This window comes from Flavobacterium amnicola (assembly GCF_004122165.1).
GTDB lineage: Bacteria > Bacteroidota > Bacteroidia > Flavobacteriales > Flavobacteriaceae > Flavobacterium > Flavobacterium amnicola.
This window is the reverse complement of the sequence record NZ_SBKO01000001.1, coordinates 945,283-965,151: the sequence shown is the minus strand read 5'-3', so window position 1 is coordinate 965,151 and position 19,869 is coordinate 945,283. Positions and strand designations below refer to the sequence as shown.

The window sequence follows — 19,869 nt, the reverse complement described above, 5'->3', positions numbered from 1 at the left end:
TCCTAAAAAAAGAATGTACTAAAGATAGCAATAATTTTGCCACTTTAGTACATATTGTGTTTTCGTTAAGAAACTAGTTTATAATATCGAAACCTGTATATTTTCGCAATACTTCTGGAATAACAATACCTTCCGGCGTTTGATAATTTTCAAGAATTCCAGCCAATACACGTGGCAAGGCTAATGAACTTCCATTAAGCGTGTGTGCCAATTGTGTTTTACCATCTTTTCCTTTAAAACGTAATTTCAAGCGATTTGCCTGGAAAGTTTCGAAATTAGATACCGATGAAATTTCCAACCAACGGTCTTGTGCGGTTGAGAATACCTCAAAATCATAGGTCAAAGCTGAAGCAAATCCCATATCACCACCACAAAGACGCAATACACGGAAAGGCAATTTTAGTTCACGCATAATTTCTTTAACATGCTCAACCATAACGTCTAAAGCAGCATGTGAATTATCGGGATGTTCGATACGAACGATTTCTACTTTGTCAAATTGGTGTAAACGATTTAATCCACGAACATGCGCTCCCCAAGAACCCGCCTCACGACGGAAACATGGTGTGTAACCTGTCACTGTAACTGGCAATTCGCTTTCTTGTAAAATCACATCGCGATAAATATTTGTTACTGGAACTTCCGCTGTCGGAATTAAATACAAATCGTCTTTAGCATCGTGGTACATTTGACCTTCTTTGTCTGGCAATTGTCCTGTTCCATACGCCGATGCTTCATTTACCAAGTGTGGCACTTGTACTTCTTGATAACCCGCATCCGTATTTTTATCTAAGAAATACGAAATTAGCGCCCGTTGTAATTTGGCTCCTTTTCCTTTGTAAACCGGAAACCCTGGTGCTGTAATTTTCGTTCCTAATTCGAAATCGATGATGTCGTATTTTTTAATCAAATCCCAATGAGGCAAAGCACCTTCGTGTAACTTTGGTACTTCTCCTTCTTCAAAAACATTCAAATTATCGTCGGCTGTTTTACCCGCAGGAACAATTTCCGCAGGAGTATTGGGTAATTTGTATAATTCTAGTGTTAATTCTTCCGCTAACACCCCAACAGTTTCGGTTAATTCTTTTCCTTTTTCACGAAGTTGCGTTGTTTTTTCTTTTAAAATTTCAGCTTTGGCTTTTTCGCCCGCTTTCATCATTTCGCCAATATCTTTGGACAGTTTATTAGATTCGGCTAAGATATTATCTAATTCTACTTGTGTTGCACGACGTTTTTCGTCTAGTGCAATTACAGAATCAACGATAGCAGTAGCATCAAAATTTCTTTTGGCTAAGGCCTTAATCACTTCTTCCCTTTTTTCTCTAATAACTGCGATTTGTAACATGACTTAATTTTTATAAGAACGCAAATTTAGTAATATTTGATGAGGAAATCAGAAAAATTAAAAAATTGGAATCTATTTTATTTTTTGCAGAATCGAAAGCAATTCTTCTGCATTTAAGTACGACTGTTTTTGAAAAAGAATCGCAAAAGAAGCATCTAAAATGGCAATTGTAGGGTACATTACTTTGTTATTGATGGTGGCTAATTCGGTAGCCAGCTCGTGCACTCCTGTCTTTGGTCCTGTGGGTCTGAATTTAAAGGTATGATTGAGAAAAGTAATATCCGATGGCACTTCTGCGTCTAGCGAAACAAAATAAAAGTTTTCATTCAGCTGCTGTATTACTTCCTGATTTTTAAACGTACTGTTTTCCATTATTTTACAATAGTTGCACCAAGATGTATGCACAAAAACCAAAGTAGGTTTTGGTGTTATTTTGTTTAACTTTTCCACTTCCGAAAACGAATACGATTTCAGCTGCCCAAAAAAAGGAAAGGTAAAGAGTAAAAAAAGCCAAATGATACTTATTTTTTTCATTATTTCAGATTGTATCGCAATCCTATAAAACTTCTCATCCCTTGATTAGGACCATACACATAACCCGGATCGAAGGTTAACGCGTAAGGATTATCTGCGGTAGCTACTACTTGTCCTTTTGGCACTGGTTGTCCGTATATACTAATAGCAGTTCCATCGGAAATTTGCACATTTTTATCGAATGGATCGTTAGCTCTGGCGATGATAAAAGGATTGCCTTTGTTCGGTGTCCAATTCAGTAAATTCTTGATTCCTAAATAGATTTCAATATTTTTTAATTTATTGTAGGTAAATTGAATGTTTTGAATACTCCAAGTGGGTGAAAACTCTTTTCTCGGATCCGTAATTCCTAACGTTGGTAATCGCATCGGACCATATACATTCCCTGTGTAATCGATATCTAAGAAAAATTTCGGAATTCGATAGGATATCGACCAGGTACCTGTGAATTTTTCAGTTAACATTTGACGGGTTGTAACTCCATTTTCGGTTTTCGCAACATCCATATACGTCGCCCCCAAAATAAATTTTAATCCGTTTTGGAAAACCATATCGATATTGGTACTCAATCCTTTGGTAACGGCATAACCATCCAAATTTTTATAAATAATCTGATTCGGATTCGTGTCATAATCGGGAATAATCGAATTGGTAAAATGAGTATACCAAGCGGTACTTTCCCAACCGATAAAACCTCCATTATCCGTAAAAAATTTTTTCAGAAAATTCACATTGGCATTATAGGAACGCTCCGGTTTTAAGTCTTCCAAAACGAGAACATCACGAGAACCGGTAAGCGCCGCATGCTCTTCGGTAAATAAATTTACAATTCGAAAACCGGTACCGGTATTGAAACGAAATATATCATTGTCGCTAATTTTCCATTTATAAGCCAATCGTGGTGTGAAAATACTACCATGATTGCTGTTATAATCGTAACGCGCCCCAAGCAATAAATTGTGTTTCTTGGCCAAGTGAATTTCATCTTGAACAAATAGACTAGGAATCCAATTTTCATCAGTCTGTATCGTAGCGGTAGTGTTGTCATTATAATAGTGATAACGCATGGCTGTTCCCAAAAGAAAATCGTGATTGTTGATTTTTTTATCCCAAGTTAATTGACCGAAGCCTATCTTTTGTTGCGCTAAATATGGAATATCTCCATATACTGAATTTTGTTCATGATCAGTATACGAAAACGAAAAGAGCATTTTTTCTTTTACTGGAAGCTCATAAGCCCCTAACAATTCCCAACGTTTAGTGTAGATACTTTCCCCATAGACTTCGTTTCCGCCACGGTACTTTTTCTCCCATTGCATTTCGCCACCCCATCGGTCTTCATAAAAATAACGTCCAGCTAAAGACAGTAATTTGTTGCTTTTACGATTGAGATTCCATTTTTGAAACACCGAGATTCGATCTTGCAAGGTTACATCGGTAAAATTATCCTTGTTATTATCAATCGGATTCGAATAGTTGAAATAATTCACCCCAGTTAATACCGAAGCTGTTTTCCCCAAATTGAATTTGGCTCCAATATCCAAATTGGCTTCTCCCCAGCTAGTCGAAAAACCATCAACTGAAAAAAGTGGCGCGTTTTTTGGGTTTTTGGTGATAATATTGATCAATCCGCCGACTGCTTCACTTCCATAAAGTGACGAAGCGGGACCTTTTACAACTTCAATTCGTTCCAATAATGAATTCGGAATTCCCGACAATCCGTAGACCGTTGAAAGTCCACTCACAATAGGCATTCCATCAATTAAAACCAAAGTATAAGGCCCTTCCAAACCGTTAATATGAATATCTCCGGTATTACACACATTGCAATTTAACTGTGGTCGCACTCCATTTACATTCTGTAAAGCTTCAAAAATATTAGCGGTTGGATTTTTTTTAAAAAAGGATGGTTTAAACACTTCCACAGGGACCGCGCTTTCCAATCGACTGACCGGTTTTAAAGTTCCTGTAATCACGACCTCATCAAGTCCGTTGGATTTTTCTTTTTCGGCAATCAATTCAAAATTAAAGATAATATCAAGCGTGTCTTTGACTACAATTTTTTGTTTCTGTTTTTGAAAGGCTTCAAATACCACCGTAATTTCATGGTTTCCTAACACTACCTTTTCAAATTGATACTTTCCATCACTATCTGTTTTCGTTTTTTGGGTTTTATCGAGCGTTACTTCCACATTTTCAAAAGTAATTCCATCAGAAGAAACAACTCCTTTTACTTTAGTTTGGGCATTCAAAACAGTACTCAAAAGAATACCAAAAATCAAAATTAGTTTTTTCACAATTGAAATTTATACTATTATAAATAAATTTTTAGACAAAACTAAAAAATATATTTCACTAAAAAAAATTTACTACATTTGTTTCTCAAATTTTGATTTATGAGCAAATCGTTAGAAGAAGTACACGAATCGGTTTCGACACAAAATAAAACCACTGTTTTTAGAAAAATATTGGCTTTTTTCGGTCCAGCGTATTTGGTAAGTGTGGGCTATATGGATCCGGGAAATTGGGCGACCGATTTGGCTGGAGGTAGTCAGTTTGGTTATGCTTTGATTTGGGTATTGTTAATGAGTAACATCATGGCCTTGCTTTTGCAAAGTTTGAGTGCCCGATTGGGAATTGTAACACAACGAGATTTAGCACAAGCATCACGCGAAACTTATTCAAAATTCATCAATTACGTCCTCTATTTTTTAGCAGAAATTGCTATTGCGGCTTGTGATTTGGCGGAAGTATTAGGAATGGCTATTGGTTTGAATTTGCTTTTTGATATTTCACTTATTAATGGCGTAATTATTACCGTTTTGGATACTTTTTTATTGCTCTTCTTAATCAATAAAGGAATTCGTAAAATGGAAGCTTTTATCATAGCTTTAGTCGCCATCGTAGGATTTTCCTTTGTTTTTGAAATGATTTTTGCACAACCAGAAATGGGAAAAGTAATTACAGGATTAGTTCCATCCCTACCTGGTGAAGGCGCCTTGTACATTGCTATTGGAATTATTGGCGCAACTGTAATGCCTCATAATTTATACTTGCATTCCTCTTTGGTGCAAACGCGAAAATTTGACCGTAGCAAAAAAGGTATTTTGCAGGCGTTGAAGTACAATTTTATTGATTCGACTATAGCTTTAAATTTAGCATTTTTTGTCAACGCGGCAATTTTGATTTTAGCAGCCGCGACATTTTACAAAGCCGGAATGTATAATGTTGCCGAAATTCAAGATGCTCATCGCTTGTTAGAACCACTGTTGGGCAACAAATGGGCACCTATTTTATTTGCAGTAGCTTTAATTGCCGCCGGACAAAGTTCCACCATAACGGGAACCTTGGCAGGTCAAATCATTATGGAAGGCTATTTAAATTTACGCATTCAGCCTTGGGTACGCCGTATCATAACCCGTTTAATTGCAATTGTTCCGGCCGTAATTGTCATCTCTATTTTTGGCGAAAGTGTAACGGGAAAAATGCTGATTTTAAGTCAGGTGATTCTAAGTTTGCAATTGGGATTTGCCATTATTCCTTTAATTCATTTTGTAAGTGATAAAACAAAAATGAAAGGATTTCATATTGGCAGAACCACCCAAGTTGCCGCTTGGTTAATCGCTTTAGTTATCGTTTCCTTGAATGCAAAATTAGTCTATTCGGAAATTGTTGGCTTATTAGAAACTTCCGAAAATCCAACGCTATTGTGGCTTACTGTGGTTCCTTTAGCCATAGGTTTCTTACTCTTGTTATTGTATATCGTTTTTAAACCATTCATCTCAAAACCAAAAGCCAACATTTTAAACCACTCGCCACACCATTTGAAATTACAATTTTCACCCACCACAACTTCCAATAAAAAGAACATTGCTGTTTCGGTCGATTTTTCAACTGCCGATGAAGTGGCCATCAACCATGCGTTTGAGTTGGGTGGAAAAGACGCCAAGTATACTTTGATTCATATCGTTGAAACCGTTGGCGCGATGATGTATGGAGATAATATAGAAGATTGCGAAACCACTATTGACGAAAAATTATTGAAAGATTACAAAACCATGCTTTCTGAAAAAGGATTTAAAGTGGAAACGGTTTTAGGATTTGGAAAACCGAACAAAGCCATCCCGAAAATTATTAACGAGGGCACCTTCGACATTTTAGTGATGGGGACACACGGCCATAGCGGACTTAAAGACTTGCTTTTTGGTACAACCGTTGACAAATTACGCCATGCCATTTCCATTCCATTGTTTATTGTAAAGATTTAAAAATGACACATTCGGAAGAAAATTATTTAAAAGCCATCTATCATCTGACTTCAGTGTTGGAAAATGAAATTAGCACTAATGCCATCGCCGAAAAAATGGAAACCAAAGCCTCTTCGGTGACTGATATGCTAAAAAAATTGGCCGATAAAGACTTGGTACATTATAAAAAATACCAAGGCGTTTCCTTGACAAACAAAGGCTTGCATTCGGCTAAAATGATTGTGAGAAAACACCGTTTGTGGGAAGTTTTTTTGGTGGAAAAACTAGCTTTTTCTTGGGATGAAGTACATGATATTGCTGAACAGTTAGAGCATATCAAATCGGAGCAATTAGTCAATAAATTGGATGCCTTTTTAAACTTTCCAACCGAAGATCCTCATGGCGATCCTATCCCGAATGCCGAAGGAAATATCATAAAAGTAGAAAAACAATTGCTTTCCGAATTGCAAGAAAAACAAACTGGAATATGTGTGGGTGTGAAAGATACTTCCTCTGAATTTTTGCAATATTTAGACAAGCAAGGGATTTCTTTAGGCTCAAAAATTGAAATCAAGTCCCGTGAAATCTTCGATTTGTCTTTAAAAATCAGTATCAACGGAAATGAAATGACGATTTCGAACAAAATAGCCAGTAATCTTTTTGTTCGAAAAGTATAAGAAAGCGCTTATATTTAATGTAATCTAAAAATAACACTCATGAAAAAGTTGCTGTTTCTAATCTTCATAACGACATCATTAACCAGTTGTTCTTGTCAAAAAGCAATAACCGAAATCAATCAGAAATTGGATTCGAAAACCACTAAAGAAATTGTTTTAGTAAAGCTGATTAATGATTCGCGTTGTCCCGAAAATGTTCAGTGTGTTTGGGCTGGCGAAGTAAGTTTTGAAGTCGCAGCTTATGATAACGGAAAAGTAGTAGCACAAAAACAACTCACTTTAAGTCCGACGAATCAAGACGAAATTATGGCTTGGTTTACAAAGTATTTACCGGAAACCAAAACACCTCTTAAAAGTATTACGGTCATACCCTATCCGAAAGAAGGCGTTTCTGTCAAGGCAGAAGACTATTTCTTAAAACTAGACTAGTATATTTTTGGTTTACCACTAAGCATTATCACTCGCAAACCATTCCGCAAAAGAAGATTCGGTTTCTTGAAGACGTAACGAGTGCAAGGCGATTCCTTCTGGTAGGCGGCTTTTTATTTTTTGAGCAAAATCAATCACCATGTTTTCACTAGTTGGCTGGTAATCGACTAATATCACGTGATGACCACGTGTTTTAAGTTCGTTGGCCAATTCCAAATGCGGAGTCGTAGCATTGAATACCGTAGCATGATCAAAGATGTCTACAATATCTTCTTTGACAATCTTTTTTAAATCGGTAAAATCGATCACCATTCCGAATTTCACATTGTTTCTATCTGTAATTGGGGTTCCAATAACCGTCACGGAAAGTTTGTAACTGTGTCCGTGTACATTTTTGCATTTCCCATCATAGCCAAATAAGGCGTGACCGGTTTCGAAACTAAACTGCTTGGTGATTCGTATTTTACTCATAATCTCAATTCTTATTGCAAAGGTAAATATTTAGCCACGAATACACGAATATTTTAAAATTCAAATTATAAAGCATTAAGAATTCTTAAAATTAATGCAGAGCTAAATATTTAGCCACCAATACACGAATAACAAAAAAATTCGTGTATTCGTGGCTTTATATAAATAAAAAAACGCCCAATAAATTGGACGTTTTAATCTTTTATGTTCTTAAAGACTATGCTTCAAATGGAACTACAGAAACGAATGATTTGTTATCACCTTTTTTCTGAAATTTCACTACTCCAGCCACTTTAGCGTGTAAAGTATGATCTTTACCCATGTAAACGTTTTCGCCTGGATTGTGTTTTGAACCTCTTTGTCTTACAATGATATTTCCAGCGATTGCCGCTTGACCACCATAAATCTTAACGCCTAAACGTTTCGATTCTGATTCTCTACCATTCTTCGAACTACCGACACCTTTCTTGTGAGCCATGATGTTTTAGGTTTTATAAGTTAGTACTAATTAAACTGCTTTACCGCCGTTTAATTCATCTTGTAATTTCTTTAATTCGTCCATTTTACCATCCGCAGCTAATTGAGCTTGTTGCCCCCAAGTTGTTGGATCTAAATGTTGTACTTTAGCTTCAGCTGAATCTAAAATCTCATTGATTTTTTCAACTTTAGCTTTTGCTAATTTAGCGAAAGTGTCAATTCCAGCAGCAACTAATACTTCAGCAGCTTTAGGACCAATACCTTCGATAATTTTTAAATCATCAGCTTTAGCAGCTTTAGCTTTTGGAGCTTTAGCTTCTACAGGAGCATCCACTAATTTTTCAGCTTTAGGAGCAGCTTCTTTCTTAGGAGCAGCAGCTTTTTTTCCACCAGTAGCAGAAATTCCTTCAACTAAAATTTGAGTAAGATATTGTCTGTGACCATTTCTCTTTTTGTAACCTTTTCTTCTTTTCTTTTTGAAAACGATTACCTTATCACCTTTTAAGTGTTGTAACACTTTAGCTTCTACAGAAGCACCTTCTATAGCTGGGGCGCCTAGAGTCACGTTTCCATTATCATCTAATAAAAGAACTTTGTCAAAAGATACTTTTGAACCTTCTTCGTTTGATAAACGGTGAACATAAACTTTTTGGTCTTTGCTTACTTTAAATTGTTGCCCTGCTATCTCTACGATTGCGTACATAACAAATGTTTATTAATTTTAAGGTTGCAAATATACAACTATTTATCAAACCCGCAAGTAGTGAATGAAAAATAATTAATTTTCTGTTTTATAGCGCTTTAATCTTCTTCAAATCTAATTACTTTTGCTTCTCAAATTCACAAAATGACACTTACCGATACCCATACCCATTTATATTCTTCTCAATTTGCCGAGGATCGCGACGAAATGATCCAAAAAGCCATTTCTAATGGTGTTTCTCGTTTTTTTATTCCGGCTATCGATTCGACATATGTCCAACGCATGTATGATTTGGAAAAGCAATATCCAGAAAATGTGTTTTTAATGATGGGTTTGCATCCGTGTTACGTTAAAGAGAATTATTTAGAAGAATTGGCTTTTATAGAAGCGGAATTCGAAAAAAGAAAGTTTTACGCGGTTGGCGAAATCGGAATCGATTTGTATTGGGACAAAACGACTTTGGAAATTCAAAAAGTAGCCTTCCAACGTCAAATTCAATTGGCAAAAAAGTATAAATTACCTATTAATATTCATTGTCGAGAGGCTTTTGATGAAATTTTTGAAGTGCTAGAATTAGAAAAGAGCGACGATTTATTCGGAATTTTTCATTGTTTTTCGGGCGATTACGAACAAGCCTTAAAAGCCATTTCCTACGGAATGAAATTAGGAATTGGTGGTGTAGTGACTTTCAAAAATGGAAAAATCGACCAATTTCTGAATCAAATCGACCTCAAACATATTGTACTCGAGACCGACGCTCCGTATTTAGCGCCAGCACCACACCGCGGAAAGCGTAATGAAAGTGCCTATATCACTTTAGTTGCTCAAAAATTAGCCGAAATTTACAATCTTCCTGTTGCTGAAATCGCAAGGATTACTACCGAAAACTCCCAAGCTGTTTTTGGAATATAACATAGGCTTTACAACGGTTTAAAAAAAAATTCGTTCTTTTGTGTGAGAAAATTTAAATTGAAATGTCAAAATTCGATGCCATTCGACCGTATTACGATGCCGAAGTAAATCAAGCCATTCAAAGCGGAATCAATCATCCGATCCTGAAGGCAATGATGCAATTTACTTTTCCGGATGTGGAAGATGAAGTTTGGAAAACCCAACTTAGAAAAACACATTCCATCCGTGATTTTCAGTGTAACTTTATCTATGAAGCCATTCAAAAAGTGCTTCAAAAAAGTTCTGACGGCCTATCCACTTCTGGATTCGAAAAATTAGAACCGAACACCTCCTATTTATTCATATCGAATCACCGTGATATTATTTTGGATACTTCTTTGCTCAATATTGCACTGTTTGATCATGGTTTGGTCATGACTGCCTCAGCTATTGGAGACAATTTGGTAAAAAAAGATTTTTTAAAATCATTATCCCGTCTCAATCGAAATTTTTTGGTACAACGTGGTTTACCACCGAGAGAATTACTACAAAGCTCACAATTAATGTCTGAATACATGGAGCAGTTATTGCTTCGTGAAAACCGTTCGGTTTGGATCGCACAACGTGAAGGAAGAACCAAAGACGGCAACGACGCTACCCACTCAGGTGTTTTAAAAATGCTTGCAATGGCTGCTGGCGACAGAAGTGCTATTGATTATTTTAAAGAAATCAAAATTGTTCCGGTTTCTATTTCATATGAATACGACCCGACCGACGCTTTGAAAATGCCTCAATTGATGGCCGAAGCGAACAATGAAATTTACAAGAAAACATCCAACGAAGACTTCAACAACATTCTTGGCGGTATTCTAGGTCAGAAAAAACACATTCACATACATGTGGGAGATGTTTTAAATACTGAATTGGAAACCATAAAACTTGAAAATTCGAACACCAACAAGCAAATTCAAGCATTGACACAAGCAATAGATGATTCCATTTTGAAGTCCTATAAATTATGGCCTACGAATTTTATCGCTTACGATTTGCTAAATGCTACCGATCGTTTTGCCGATAACTATACCGAACAAGAAAAATCATTGTTCGAGCGTCGCTTAGAAATGCGTATCGATGGTAAAAACGAACAAATGAAAGAAAGTTTTCTTGCGATGTACGCCAATCCTGTGGTGAATAAATTAAAATATTATGACAAGCTCTAAACCCAATATTTTACTGATTTATACCGGAGGAACTATCGGGATGGTGAAAGATGCCGATTCGGGTGTTTTGAAAGCCTTCAACTTTAATAAATTACTCAAAAATATTCCAGAGTTAAAGCTGTTAGATTGTAACATTGCAACCATTTCGTTTGAAATTCCTATCGATTCTTCCAATATGAATATTGAAGAATGGGTCAAAATAGCCACGATCATAAAAGAAAATTACGACAGTTATGACGGATTTGTAGTTCTTCATGGTTCTGATACAATGTCGTATTCGGCTTCTGCGTTGAGCTTTATGTTGGAAAATTTAACAAAACCTGTGATTTTTACAGGTTCTCAATTGCCGATTGGTGATTTACGCACCGATGCCAAAGAAAATTTAATTACCGCTATTCAAGTTACTTCGTTACAACAAAAAGGAAAACCTGTTATTACAGAAGTCTGCTTGTATTTTGAATACAAATTATACAGAGGAAATCGTACGACCAAAATTAGCGCCGAACATTTCAACGCATTTACATCCCCTAATTTTCCTTGCTTGGTCGAATCGGGAGTACATCTGAACGTGAGTGAGCAATTGTTACTACAATCCAACGATAAAAAATTGGAAGTCCGCACCGAATTTGATGACAATGTAGCCATCGTAAAAATATTTCCAAGTATCAATGCGAAGGTTATGAAAGCGATTCTTTCAACTGAAAATTTAAAAGGAATTATTTTGGAAACCTACGGAGCGGGAAATGCCCCTACCGAAGATTGGTTTGTACAACTACTAGAAGAAGCTATAAAAAAAGGCATTCATATTATTAATGTTACCCAATGTTCGGGTGGAAGCGTGAACATGGGACATTATGAAACCAGTTCGCAACTCAAACAAATTGGCGTCATATCTGGAAAAGACATTACCACCGAAGCTGCCATTACCAAATTAATGTATTTGTTGGGACAAAAGGTGGCGACGAGCGCATTTAAAACCCTATTTGAAACTTCTTTGCGCGGAGAGATGAATTAATCTTTCAAAAGTCAATTTTTTAAACTTTATTTGCAAAATAATTTAGAGAGGTGTCCGAGTGGTTGAAGGAGCTAGCCTGGAAAGCTAGTATATGGGTAACTGTATCGAGGGTTCGAATCCCTTCCTCTCTGCTAAGAAAAACCAAAACGTTCGTTTTGGTTTTTTTGTTTATTTACAAAAGTTCTATCCAGACACTATATGAATCATATTATGTATGGCTGTGATTAACGACAATATGTGCCAGAACAAAATTGAAATTAAACCGTATTTATGAAAAAACTAATTACATTATTTAGTCTAGTATTAATATTACTTTCTTGTAATAAAGATGACAACAAGCTTACTAACCCCTTATTGGGTACATGGAAAACAGTTGAGTATAGAGTAAAAAGCTCAAGTGGTATTTGGAGTGATTGGCAAAAAGACACTCAACAAGCAACAACGACATATTTCGACAATAATACTTGTTTATTTGTTAGTCAAAATAGTCATCTTGGTATATATGTTTTAAATGTAGCTACTCAGGAAATTAAAGAAAACTACCCTACTTTAGATATTCCTACCCTAAACTATAAGATAATTAATCTCACTCCCACATTACTTATGCTTGAGGATTCCCGATATGGTAATGATTATCAATACAAACAAATAAAAATCAATTAAATAAAAGCCAGTTCGAATTAAGAACTGGCTTTTTACATTTAAAACAATATATTTGAGTTCATGCACATATTTATCAATTGAATTTTTAGTCAGTCGAGTGGGATTTTTCTATTTCTAGTTCATAAAATTAATATTATAGTAACATTAATTCATTGAAAATTAACTAACTTTAGTAAAAAGTTCCGCCATGGAAACGTATTATTTTTACATCGGTATTGTCATTATTGGAAGTTTTATTTTGATTCGATTTCTTTTTTTTCGAAATGAAAAAGACAGAAAAGAATTGGAAGAAAAGTTTAATAATGAATATCCTAAAACTCAAGAAACAGAAGTTAACGATAAGGATCCATTTAACTGAAAGGTTATCATATTGGAACATTTGGGTTGAAATACCCCTACCTCTTTATGGCTTTATTCACCAAATAAATTCCCAACAACACTACCAAAACCCCAACAATTAAGGTAAAAGTAAGCGGCTCGTTGAAAATAAATGCACCCAAAATAACGGCAATTATCGGATTGATATACGCGTAAATACTGCTAATTTCGGTAGGAAGATGTTGTAAGGCATAAATAAAAGCGATAAATGTCGTTATGGAACCAAAAACCACTAGATACCCAATGGCCCACCACGCTTGTGCCGGGATTTGAGTAATCGCCACCGAAGTTCCTGTGGCACCCGTATACGCAAAAAGCAAAATACTGGAAATCAACATTTGCAATCCCAAACTAAAATACGGATTAAAACTGGCCGCTTTTTTCTTGGTGTACAAACTTCCGAAAGCCCAGGTAATGGTTGCGATTACCGAAAGCAGAATTCCAAATTGGAAATCAGGTTTAAAAAAATCAGTCAAATAATCGGAAAAGACAACACAAACTCCACCAAAACAAGTCAACAATCCTACCAAAGCTAATTTTGACAATCGTTCACCGTTAAAAAAGCTAATCACTACAATCCATAGTGGAAAAATCGCACCAATAATAGCGCCCAAACCACTAGAAATATATTTCACCCCCCAAGTGCTTAATCCATTACTCAATACAAAATTTAAAACACTTAAAATCAGAATCGTTTTCCATTGTTTGCCTTTAGGCCAAGGCGTTTTTTTAAATAGGAAAAAGGAAATATAAAAAACAGCTCCTAAAAACTGTCGAATCGCCGCCAATTGTAAGGCAGGCATGTGTTTTACACCTTCTTTGCTGGCTAGCCAAGTGGTTCCCCAAAAGAAACTAATCCAAATTAAGGCCAACATGGGCAATCCTAATGCTTTTATTTTTTGAATTGGTTTCAATGATTTGATGTAATTTTAGTACAAATCTAACGCAAACGAATGATTTAACAACGTGATTATTTTAGTCGAATCGATTATTTTTCCTTTTTCAGAATGCTCTTTGAACTTTGGAACTTCCAAATGTAATTCTAATGCCTTTTTCGTATAATAATTTTTTCGAGTTGGATGAAATGGCGCCACGGCATTAAAAACTTCTGCAAAGCAGTCCATGCTAATTATTTTTTCAATTAGGGCAATGCAATCCTTTTGATGAATCAAATTAACGGGTGCATTGGGGTTTTCAAGATTTTCCTTTCCTGCTAAAAACTTTATGGGGTGTCTGTCGGCTCCAATCAAACCACCAAAACGCAAAACGGTCGTTTTGAAATTCGGATTGAATTTCAGTATTTTTTCGACTTGCGCCAATTGTTTACCACTTTCAGTGTCCGGACAAGGAATCGTTTCTTCAGTTACAATTGCTTCATCCTCTCCATATACTGAGGTTGAACTCACAAAAAGCACTTTTTCAATTTTGGATGTTTCAATATGCGGAATCAAATTCTGAATTTTTCGCACAAAGTTTTCCTTCTGTTCTCCTCTCAATTTCGGCGGAATGTCAATTATCAAAACGTCAGCATTCGATAGAAAATCGGAAATAGTACCTATTATTTTTTCTTCCGACAGTTCAATTAAAAAAGGAACAATGTTTTCTTCTTCTAAAACTTTCAATTTCGCAATTGAAGTTGTCGATCCATTTACCGAAAAGCCATTTTCTATCAGTCGTTTTGCTAACGGGAATCCCAACCAACCACAACCTAAAATACTTACATTCATAATTAAGAATCTTTTTTGACCAACACATACCCTTCATTTTCCAACGCCATATACCCTTGATCGTATAAAAAATAATACACATTTCCGGTTTTTGTAGTATAAATAGAGGTGCAAAATTCAAAATCAAATCCTTTACTCAACAATTTGGAACGAGTTGTTTTCGATTTTCCCTCTGGATTCAAATCAGATAGAATTCTATAATTTTTCCGCAGTTTGTTATTGATGTTGCGCATCAAATTTGTACTGTCCTTATTCATTTTGTTATTATAGGCATTCCGACAGCCATCACTACAAAACTTTTTATCTTCTCTTCCAACGATTTTTTCGCCGCATTCTAAGCAATTCTTCATACTATATTCTTTACTATTGTTGCCTGAGGCTCTCGAAGACACCCATTTTTCATACTAAAATTCTCCTTTATAGTGTAATGCTTGATAAATATGTGCTAAATGATGCTCACAATGCCAAGCATACAATCCTAACATTTCTTTTAATGTAAACAATTTTTGACTGGCAGGGTGAAAATACATTTTCTCCCAATCCTTTGGTTGTAAACTATCAATAACTGTAGACCACCGATGATGTACCCCTTCCAAAATTTGAATCGAAGCGCCTAAATCATCCGACAAACCATCTTCCAATTCGGCCCAAAGCTGTTCTTCATACGGTCGGATCGTGGGTGATTCTTCCGTTAACGTCAGCTTAACTCTAATCAAAGCATTCATATGACTATCGGCACAATGGTGTACCACTTGTTTGATTTTCCAACCCTCCGGACGGTATCGCCATTGCAATTCTTCTGTTGATAGCGTCGCCACTACTTCTTTTATTTTTTGAGGAAAATTTTTGATAGTCATTTTCCAATTTTCAAATTCAGTTGTTGTGACATCGGGATTAAAATGAAATGGACCGATGGGAAACCTTAGTTTTTCTATATTCATTGTTAGTTTGTTGAGTATCCAAATATAATGAAATTTCCACTTACAAACGACAACAAATAATTACAACCGAAATTAAACGTATTTTAACCGAATAACTTTTGAAAGCCATCGCATCTTTGCCCTGTCGAAATGAAACGACGAATAATTAGAACAATAACATTTAAATTTTAAACGCCATGAATGCATTAAGAAACAAAGTACAATTAATTGGACATGTAGGACAAGAACCAGAAATCAAAGTTCTGGACGGAGGAAAAAAAGTAGCAAAAATCACTATCGCTACTAATGAAGTGTATTATAATGAGAATAAAGAAAAAGTGACCGACACCCAATGGCACAACGTAACAGCTTGGGGAAAAACAGCAGATATTATCGAAAACTTTGTCAGCAAAGGAAAAGAAATTGCTATTGAAGGAAAGCTAACGCATCGCAGTTATGATGATAAAGACGGTATAAAACGCTTTTATACCGAAATAGTAGCCAATGAATTATTGCTTTTAGGAAAGTAATTTTATTGTGAATAATGGAAGGAAATCCGAAAAATATTAAGTTTTTCGGATTTTTTCATTTATAAAAGTAATTTTAATAACTTTGGCTTGAAAATTAAAACCCAATGAAAAAAATTACCTACATTTTTTGTTTATTCACGTCTATTGTATTTGCTCAAGATCACGACCATGATTTTGAAAAAATGGTGAACGCTGAAATGAAATCGGCTTTCAAAAAAATAGACTTAAGAGTCAATCCGAATACTCAAAATTACGACGTTACCTACTCGAAACTTGAATTTACAGTAAATCCAGCAGTTTATAACATTTCTGGAGTAGTAACTACAACTTTCAAAGCACTTTCAGACATGACAACGGTGACTTTCGATTTGACGAATGAGCTAACCGTAACTTCTGTAAAAAAAGGGCTAACCAATCTAAGTTTTGTACAAAACGCTTCGGAAGAATTAGTAATCACTTTACCAGCTACGGTTACTACTGGAAATTCTGAAACGGTAGAAATAACCTATAATGGCGCTCCCTCTTCGGGCCAAAGTGCTTTTGAAACTTCCACACACGGGAGTAATGTGCCTGTTTTATGGACCTTATCAGAACCTTATGGCGCACGCGATTGGTGGCCATGCAAACAAGATTTGAATGACAAAATTGACAGTATCGATATTTATATTACAGCACCATCGGCTAACATAAGTGTGTCAAATGGTTTACAACAGTCAAGAGTAATAAACGGCGCAAATGCTACTACTCATTACCACCACAGTTATCCTATTCCAGCTTATCTAGTAGCTATAGCCGTAACAAATTATCAAATTCACAACCAGCAAGGTGGTTTGGGTACTACAGGTAGTCCGTTTTTTCCAATTGTCAATTATATCTATCCCGAAACAGCATTACCAACAATGTCAAGTTTGAATGTTACTCCTACAATTATCAACTTCTATGAGACGAAAATTGGAAATTATCCTTTCAGAAGCGAAAAATATGGACATGCCCAATTTGGCTGGGGTGGCGGAATGGAACACACAACGGTATCCTTCATGGGTGGTTGGAGTCGTGGACTAATTGCGCACGAAATGGCACACCAATGGTTTGGCGATAAGATCACTTGTGGTTCTTGGAAAGACATTTGGCTAAACGAAGGAATTACCGAATACATGTCGGGTTGTGTTGTAGAACATCTTGATGGCGCAAGTTCTTTTGTTTCTTGGAAAACGGGTAAAATCAACAGTATTACTTCACAAACCACCGGTAATTTGTATTTATACGATTCGCAACTAAACGATGTAAACAGAATTTTTAGTAGCCGATTAAGCTATGACAAAGGCTCAATGGTGACCAATATGTTACGTTATATGATTGGAGATACTAATTTTTTCCAAGGATTGCGTAATTATTTAAACGATCCCTTGTTAGCCTACAGTTACGCTGTTACCCCACAATTTCAAACACATATGGAAGCTGTTTACGGCGCTAGTTTACAAGAATTTTTTGATGACTGGGTATATAAAGAAGGTTACCCAACGTATGCCATCAATGCTTTCAATTCGGGAGCAAACCAAGCGACGGTTGTTATCAATCAAACCCAATCAATAACCAACTCAGCACAAACGGGTTATGTATCCTACTTTGAAATGCCAGTTCCTGTACGTTTAACATTGAGTAACAGTACTACATTAGATGTCAGACTAAACAATACTTTTGGTGGACAGAGTTTTAATGTGGCCTTACCTGTTGGAACGACCGTTACCGGAATTACTTTTGACCCTAATAAAGATATTATTTCAAGAAACAGTACTGCTGTTATGGGAATTTCGGAATTTGAGTTGTCCAGTCAAGTGAATTTATTTCCAAACCCAAGTAAAGACAACATCACAATTGAAATCCCTAATTCAATTTCTGTAGAAAAAGTAAGTTTCATTAATACATTGGGTCAAAAAGTAATGATAGCCAATACAAATCAAATTAATGTTTCTTCTCTATCATCTGGCATTTATCAGGTGGTGATTGAAACAAATGAAGGCTTGGCTCATAAAAAATTCATAAAAAAATAAGCTCGGCACATATATTGTTAGAAAAGTAAGGCGAAAGTCTTACTTTTGCTTTTTATAGAAAATACTAAAATAAAAAAATGGATACATTTATACAGATTGCACAAATCATCTTTATACTTTCAGTACTTGTTATTTTACACGAGTTCGGACATTATATACCTGCCAAATTATTTAAAGTAAGAGTTGAAAAATTCTACCTTTTTATGGATCCTTGGTTTTCGCTAGTCAAAAAGAAAATAGGCGAAACCGAATGGGGAATTGGATGGTTACCCATTGGCGGCTATGTTAAACTAGCTGGAATGATGGATGAGAGCATGGACAAAGAACAAATGAAGCAACCTGCACAATCATGGGAGTTTCGTGCGAAACCGGCTTGGCAACGTTTAATCATTATGTTAGGTGGAGTGACTGTAAACATTATTTTGGCTTGGTTTATCTACACCACCATGTATGCTACTGTAGGTCAAAAATACATTTCAACAGAAAAATTACAAACCAATGGTTTGGCCTTTGGTGAAGCGGGACTAAATGCTGGATTTAAAAACGGAGATAAAATTCTATCCGTTGATGGTCAAACACAAGAAAAATTCAATCGTTTAATGATTGATGTATTGCTAGGAGACAAAGTTGAGATTGAAAGAAATGGTCAGAAACAAACACTTTTGATTACAGATGAGCAAAAAAGTAAAATTTTAGCTACCGAAGGTAGAGAATTCATCCAACCTCGAATAGCAAATATCGTTATCGATTCAATTTTACCAGAAGGAGAAGCCAAAAAAGCAGGACTTTTGAAAGGAGATCAAATTGTAAAAATCAATGATGCCAAAATTAAATATTACGATGAATTAACGGGTTCTTTAAAATCAAACGCTGGTAAAGCAACGGAATTGACTGTTCTAAGAGACGGTAAAGAAATAGTAATAAAAAGCAATGTTTCAAAAGAAGGCAAACTCGGATTTGCACCCAATACAAAAGACAAAACAGCATTTCAAATCGTAAATAAATTAAGCTTGATTGATGCCATCCCTGCAGCCGTAAACGAATCGTACACGCAATTTATTTATAACATCAAACAGTTCAAATTAATCCTTCGTCCAAAGACAGAAGCCTACAAACAAGTAAAAAGTCCCATTGGCATTACGCAGCGACTTCCAACCGAATGGAATTGGGAATTTATTTGGGGGTTCACTGCAATGTTCTCGATTGGTTTGGCCTTTATGAACCTGTTACCAATCCCAGGTCTTGATGGCGGACATGCCATTTTTACTATTGCTGAAATGATTACTGGGAAGACTTTAAATGACAAAGCGGCCGAAATTGTACAAACCATTGGAATGGTTATTTTATTGAGTTTAATGGCTTTAACCTTTGGTAAAGACATTTATGAAATAATTGCTACTAAATTTTTCTAAAAATTAATGATTTTTTGTTTGCGAATATAAAAATTGGATTATATTTGCACTCGCTAAAAAGATATTAATCTTCCTCCTTAGCTCAGTTGGTTAGAGCATCTGACTGTTAATCAGAGGGTCCTTGGTTCGAGCCCAAGAGGGGGAGCAAAATAAAAGTCTAACTACAATGTTAGACTTTT

Annotated in this window: 21 protein-coding genes and 2 tRNA genes; 13 read left to right on the top strand and 10 right to left on the bottom strand. The window is 35.7% G+C overall.

Annotated features, from left to right (window positions below; all coding sequences use genetic code 11):
* Positions 1-73: 73 nt before the first annotated feature.
* From serS to EQG63_RS04265, 3 genes are all read right to left on the bottom strand, one after another.
* A complete protein-coding gene (gene serS, locus EQG63_RS04275; RefSeq protein ID WP_129434764.1) occupies positions 74-1,345 on the bottom strand; it encodes a serine--tRNA ligase in 1,272 nt (423 codons plus the stop codon).
* Between the two features lie 72 nt (positions 1,346-1,417).
* Positions 1,418-1,879 (bottom strand): thioredoxin family protein, encoded by a 462-nt coding sequence (locus tag EQG63_RS04270; protein ID WP_129434762.1) that lies wholly within the window; start codon positions 1,877-1,879, stop codon positions 1,418-1,420.
* Positions 1,879-4,176, bottom strand: coding sequence for a TonB-dependent receptor (locus EQG63_RS04265; protein ID WP_129434760.1), 2,298 nt, complete (start codon positions 4,174-4,176; stop codon positions 1,879-1,881). Before EQG63_RS04265 ends, EQG63_RS04270 begins: the two co-directional genes overlap by 1 nt.
* A gap of 99 nt (positions 4,177-4,275) precedes the next feature.
* On the opposite strand from EQG63_RS04265, the gene EQG63_RS04260 reads away from it, so the two are divergent.
* From EQG63_RS04260 to EQG63_RS04250, 3 genes are read left to right on the top strand one after another with little or no spacing between them, the layout of a single operon-like run.
* A complete protein-coding gene (locus EQG63_RS04260; RefSeq protein WP_129434758.1) occupies positions 4,276-6,147 on the top strand; it encodes an Nramp family divalent metal transporter in 1,872 nt (623 codons plus the stop codon).
* 2 nt (positions 6,148-6,149) lie between these two features.
* A complete protein-coding gene (locus tag EQG63_RS04255) occupies positions 6,150-6,803 on the top strand; it encodes a metal-dependent transcriptional regulator (protein WP_129434756.1) in 654 nt (217 codons plus the stop codon).
* Positions 6,804-6,842: 39 nt separating this feature from the next.
* Positions 6,843-7,232: a hypothetical protein gene (locus tag EQG63_RS04250; RefSeq protein ID WP_129434754.1), complete on the top strand. Its 390-nt coding sequence runs from the start codon at positions 6,843-6,845 to the stop codon at positions 7,230-7,232.
* 18 nt (positions 7,233-7,250) lie between these two features.
* Here EQG63_RS04250 and EQG63_RS04245 read toward each other — a convergent pair whose 3' ends face one another.
* The 3 genes from EQG63_RS04245 to rplU all read right to left on the bottom strand — a co-directional run bounded on the left by EQG63_RS04245 (position 7,251) and on the right by rplU (position 8,883).
* Complete coding sequence (locus EQG63_RS04245) at positions 7,251-7,703, bottom strand: 6-pyruvoyl trahydropterin synthase family protein (protein WP_129434752.1); 453 nt, start codon at positions 7,701-7,703, stop codon at positions 7,251-7,253.
* 217 nt (positions 7,704-7,920) lie between these two features.
* On the bottom strand, positions 7,921-8,181 hold the full coding sequence (gene rpmA / locus EQG63_RS04240) for a 50S ribosomal protein L27 (protein WP_129434750.1): 261 nt from the start codon (positions 8,179-8,181) through the stop codon (positions 7,921-7,923).
* 30 nt (positions 8,182-8,211) lie between these two features.
* A complete protein-coding gene (rplU, locus tag EQG63_RS04235; RefSeq protein WP_129434748.1) occupies positions 8,212-8,883 on the bottom strand; it encodes a 50S ribosomal protein L21 in 672 nt (223 codons plus the stop codon).
* Positions 8,884-9,027: 144 nt separating this feature from the next.
* Here rplU and EQG63_RS04230 point away from each other — a divergent pair, with 144 nt between their 5' ends.
* The 6 genes from EQG63_RS04230 to EQG63_RS12230 all read left to right on the top strand — a co-directional run bounded on the left by EQG63_RS04230 (position 9,028) and on the right by EQG63_RS12230 (position 13,030).
* Positions 9,028-9,795 carry a TatD family hydrolase gene (locus tag EQG63_RS04230; RefSeq protein ID WP_129434746.1) on the top strand — a complete coding sequence of 256 codons (768 nt, stop codon included), beginning with the start codon at positions 9,028-9,030 and terminating at the stop codon, positions 9,793-9,795.
* Between the two features lie 62 nt (positions 9,796-9,857).
* Positions 9,858-10,994, top strand: a complete 1,137-nt coding sequence (locus EQG63_RS04225) for a 1-acyl-sn-glycerol-3-phosphate acyltransferase (protein WP_129434744.1) — start codon at positions 9,858-9,860, stop codon at positions 10,992-10,994.
* Complete coding sequence (locus EQG63_RS04220) at positions 10,981-12,009, top strand: asparaginase (protein WP_129434742.1); 1,029 nt, start codon at positions 10,981-10,983, stop codon at positions 12,007-12,009. Before EQG63_RS04225 ends, EQG63_RS04220 begins: the two co-directional genes overlap by 14 nt.
* 44 nt (positions 12,010-12,053) lie before the next feature.
* Positions 12,054-12,140 (top strand) — tRNA-Ser (locus tag EQG63_RS04215).
* Positions 12,141-12,279: 139 nt separating this feature from the next.
* Positions 12,280-12,672: a hypothetical protein gene (locus EQG63_RS04210; RefSeq protein ID WP_129434739.1), complete on the top strand. Its 393-nt coding sequence runs from the start codon at positions 12,280-12,282 to the stop codon at positions 12,670-12,672.
* Between the two features lie 187 nt (positions 12,673-12,859).
* On the top strand, positions 12,860-13,030 hold the full coding sequence (locus EQG63_RS12230) for a hypothetical protein (RefSeq protein WP_164974451.1): 171 nt from the start codon (positions 12,860-12,862) through the stop codon (positions 13,028-13,030).
* A gap of 37 nt (positions 13,031-13,067) precedes the next feature.
* Here the strand turns inward: EQG63_RS12230 and EQG63_RS04205 are convergent, their stop codons facing one another.
* Genes EQG63_RS04205 through EQG63_RS04190 form a run of 4 tightly spaced genes read right to left on the bottom strand, consistent with a single transcriptional unit; the run spans position 13,068 to position 15,718 of the window.
* On the bottom strand, positions 13,068-13,964 hold the full coding sequence (locus EQG63_RS04205; protein WP_235827805.1) for a DMT family transporter: 897 nt from the start codon (positions 13,962-13,964) through the stop codon (positions 13,068-13,070).
* Positions 13,965-13,979: 15 nt separating this feature from the next.
* A complete protein-coding gene (locus EQG63_RS04200) occupies positions 13,980-14,777 on the bottom strand; it encodes an SDR family oxidoreductase (protein WP_129434737.1) in 798 nt (265 codons plus the stop codon).
* A gap of 2 nt (positions 14,778-14,779) precedes the next feature.
* Positions 14,780-15,127, bottom strand: a complete 348-nt coding sequence (locus EQG63_RS04195) for a hypothetical protein (RefSeq protein WP_129434735.1) — start codon at positions 15,125-15,127, stop codon at positions 14,780-14,782.
* 54 nt (positions 15,128-15,181) lie between these two features.
* Entirely contained in the window at positions 15,182-15,718 is a 537-nt protein-coding gene (locus EQG63_RS04190) for a YfiT family bacillithiol transferase (RefSeq protein WP_129434733.1), read from the bottom strand.
* A gap of 176 nt (positions 15,719-15,894) precedes the next feature.
* Between EQG63_RS04190 and EQG63_RS04185 the strand changes: the two genes are divergently transcribed.
* From EQG63_RS04185 to EQG63_RS04170, 4 genes are all read left to right on the top strand, one after another.
* Positions 15,895-16,227, top strand: coding sequence for a single-stranded DNA-binding protein (locus EQG63_RS04185; RefSeq protein WP_129434731.1), 333 nt, complete (start codon positions 15,895-15,897; stop codon positions 16,225-16,227).
* A 104-nt stretch (positions 16,228-16,331) separates the two neighbouring features.
* Positions 16,332-18,278: a M1 family aminopeptidase gene (locus tag EQG63_RS04180; RefSeq protein WP_129434729.1), complete on the top strand. Its 1,947-nt coding sequence runs from the start codon at positions 16,332-16,334 to the stop codon at positions 18,276-18,278.
* Between the two features lie 77 nt (positions 18,279-18,355).
* On the top strand, positions 18,356-19,690 hold the full coding sequence (gene rseP, locus EQG63_RS04175) for an RIP metalloprotease RseP (protein ID WP_129434727.1): 1,335 nt from the start codon (positions 18,356-18,358) through the stop codon (positions 19,688-19,690).
* A gap of 71 nt (positions 19,691-19,761) precedes the next feature.
* Positions 19,762-19,835 (top strand) — tRNA-Asn (locus EQG63_RS04170).
* The last annotated feature ends 34 nt before the right edge of the window (positions 19,836-19,869 follow it).